General features: G+C 45.1%; 3 protein-coding genes. All 3 read right to left on the bottom strand.

The annotated features are described in order from the left end of the window. Positions 1 to 267: 267 nt before the first annotated feature. The 3 genes from B9J84_RS07565 to B9J84_RS07575 all read right to left on the bottom strand — a co-directional run bounded on the left by B9J84_RS07565 (position 268) and on the right by B9J84_RS07575 (position 3149). On the bottom strand, positions 268 to 789 hold the full coding sequence (locus B9J84_RS07565; protein WP_026027777.1) for a DUF2058 domain-containing protein: 522 nt from the start codon (positions 787 to 789) through the stop codon (positions 268 to 270). Positions 790 to 872: 83 nt separating this feature from the next. Continuing rightward, positions 873 to 1820, bottom strand: coding sequence for a hypothetical protein (locus B9J84_RS07570; protein WP_254918118.1), 948 nt, complete (start codon positions 1818 to 1820; stop codon positions 873 to 875). Beyond that, a complete protein-coding gene (locus B9J84_RS07575; RefSeq protein WP_094123868.1) occupies positions 1821 to 3149 on the bottom strand; it encodes a sphingomyelin phosphodiesterase in 1329 nt (442 codons plus the stop codon). Positions 3150 to 3224 lie beyond the last annotated feature (75 nt).

The raw sequence follows: 3224 nt of genomic DNA on the forward strand, positions 1-3224 counted from the left end.
GCATCACCCATGCAACATCCGACAAAAAGTATCATTTATCTTCTTTAATAATCAGTCAATGATACTTTGTGTTGCAGCCACTCTTCTATTATTAACACGTCTACTTGGCTTAATAGCGGCAATTGTATTGAGTTCGACTCAAGCCACAGCTTCAACGGAAAAAGAACCACTACCCACTATCGCGGATAACGTTATTGTAGAGTGGAAAGTAGAGGTAGGAAGGGAGAACGAGAACCCTCCTCCGTTGAGAAGGAGAGCTGGAAGGAATTACCACATCAAATCATCAGGGACTACGAAATCCGCGTACGGATCATCTTCAGCAGGTAGAGATTCATCGGCAGTTTTATTTTCGATAATGCTCTCTTCATCACGCATGAAGATTTTATCCGCTACCACACCCGGGATGACAGCATAGCCATCTTCATAACGCGCGATAGCCAGGATTCCTTTACTCAGTTGATCACGAACCAATGAATCGACATAAAGTGACTTCACCAACTTACCATCAACAAAGTTGTATTTGATTTCACCGTGTTTTAGATCCAGCTTATTCATCTCAATCAGTTGTTTTACTTGAGCACGAATTTCTTTGCTCAACAACTGCTCTTTTTGCTGTTTATTCAGTGCCTTGTCGCGCTCTTGTTGCTCGACTTTATTCGCTTCTACTGCCGCTTTCACTTCACGTGCTTGCACGCGCGATTTTTTAGAGCTCTTTTTCGCTTTGCTGAGTTTTTTGGCGTTAACTAAACCCGCTTTTAGCATTTGCTCTTGTAGAGATAAGGTTGCCATGATCAATCCAAGTCAGTTATTTGCTGGTGAGTTTAACGGTTCATGGCGAGTGAATAAAGAGCGCTGTGGTTATCTTATTCATCCTAACGAGCAAAAAATGCTTTTCTAAACTCATAACGCTGCTTTGCCGCGTAGCGCACCCATTCTTCTGTCGAAAGGGTGGCATAGGCTGTCTTTCTCTGGTTTGAGAGCGTCTTTTCTAACTGCGCTAACGCTTGCTGGTAGTCAATGACTTGAGCAGCCTGCGCTTGTTGCTCGATTTGGCGATGGGCCACCTCACTGCGCTCATGTTCATTTAAGTAAAGTTCGGCCAAACCTTGTTGTACTTCTAAGCGCTGTTCTAACGATAAATGTTGAGGGATCAGCCGAATCGCTTGTTCATAGCGTGCATTACCTGTGTTTAATGAAAAGGCATCCCATTGATATTGATGCTGTGTAAGCCGCTGTTCAATGCTCTGCAACGCCTCTTCTACGGAAGCAATGCCTTCGTAGTCATTGGGTTGCTGTACAAAATCATCATAAGCGTACTGATCAGCAAACAAGATATCCGCTTGTCGCCCCCATACTTGTTGATCAATCGATTTTACATAAGCCATTTTGTCACCTAATTCCGTATCCTGACTGATGAGTTCCATTCCAAGCAACGCGTCACGTTCCGCCTGTTTTTGCCAATAGAGTGCAACCAGCTCATAGCGTTCATGGGGCAACTGCGTTTGTAATTGTTGTAGCCGCGCAGCGCACACATTTTGCTGACGACACTGTTGCCAAAACTGCTCTATTCTCTCTCTCAGCGCTTTGCCTATTTCTGTTTGCAGCGTTTCACCAACGAGTGTCCACTCTTCATGGGTTTGATGATCGCGATTAGCCAGCAAAGCAACGCTACTTTGCTCTGGCAAACGCACCGTGCCCGGCAATGCAACCTCAATTCTATTGGGGGGTGTTTGGATAGTGGGAAATTCATCCCTCTTCACCCACCAATAACTTGCGCTGCCGACTAAGGCAACGCAGATCAATAACCTAACCCAACGCATCTAGCGGATCTCAGCTTTAACCGGGAAGTGATCCGATAAATTGTAATGCTGCCATAAACGCTCGTCCGTGGTTCTTGGCACCAGCACAGTATTGCGGTTTTGTTGTTCGCTTGGTTGTGCAAACTCTTGGCTTACCACCACATAATCAAGGTACTCCACGTTTTCACCACCGGATAAGGGTTCTCCTGCAAAATCATTGATGCGCGGATCAAACGTTGATTCGGTATAGCCTGCGTAGCTAGGTTCGGTTGACGCAAGATTCGCGAGCATGTTTTGATAGTCATCGGCAAATTTACGTTTATTCACGTTAAAATCACCGCCATAAATCACCGTTTCTGTGCTGGGAATAGAGAACGATTGTGCAAAACTGCGCATCTGTCTGAACTGACGTTGGCGATAATCGCGAGCGGTATCGGTATCAAACGAGGCAGTATGCGTTGCAAACAGATGATAAGCCTGACCATTTTTGATGATTTCAGCATAATTCACCCCTTTATCAGCAAAACAGTCAGTTCCCGAGCAATCAGGGAAGACATACTGTCCTTGGTTAACAATTGGGTAGCGGCTGACGATGATCACTCCACCGTCATGGATATTCACCCCAGACTTATCGAGCATTTTCGTTTGGTACGGATACTCTTTTGCCAGCTCTCGAAGAAAGGCATCACGCCCCGCAGCAAACACTTCTTGCAGCATTACGGCATCATATCCTTTGATGTGCTGAGGGATGATAGCAAAACGCTCGGCAATATTTGAAGCAATCACAGGTAACGCCCAAACGTTATAGGTCATCACTTTTAAGGTCTCAGCGTCGGGTGTTTCTTCTGTATTCGTTGGCGTAATGGTGTAATAAATATCGTCGTAACGAGTAGTGCTGACGGATTTAAACGCAAGCTCGGTTGGACGTTCAATCAACTGCGTTGAGTAATAACGGTGAACCGCACGATCATTTTGCCACTGAAGAGGAACATCTCGTGCTTGTACCCCATGCTCAATGCTTGAGTTATACCAATGACCTTCCATCTTCTGCTGTAAAGAGAAAACCGGCCCTTGCGGCAAAGTCACCATGGTTTCAAATTGGTACGTTTTGCCAGATTCCACCCCTTGCCAGCGGTTAAAGCTGAGCACCATTTTAGTTTCCCACGGGCCTAGCGTTTCACTGTGTTGCTGCCATTCACTTCCTTGTTGCAACTGATCAGATCCGGTCTGTTTCACAGTAATAGACATCGGCAGCGCAGAGTTATTGGTTAAATAAATATCGGTGTCCGCCAATACCGCATGAGCAGCAAGAGACAACCCAAATAGAATGACTTTATTAATAATCTTCACGTTTTCATCCTTTAACTGTGAAAAAATAAATTAAGCCATCCCCCTATGAAATATTGATGTAAGAAATACGACAGT

The organism is Vibrio sp. V03_P4A6T147, assembly GCF_002241085.1.
Lineage (GTDB): Bacteria > Pseudomonadota > Gammaproteobacteria > Enterobacterales > Vibrionaceae > Vibrio > Vibrio anguillarum.

Excerpts from the sequence above, each read along its gene's own strand:
- B9J84_RS07565 (WP_026027777.1), bottom strand. The coding sequence starts at position 789 with ATGGCAACCTTATCTCTACAAGAGCAAATGCTAAAAGCGGGTTTAGTT.
- B9J84_RS07570 (WP_254918118.1), bottom strand. The coding sequence starts at position 1,820 with ATGCGTTGGGTTAGGTTATTGATCTGCGTTGCCTTAGTCGGCAGCGCA.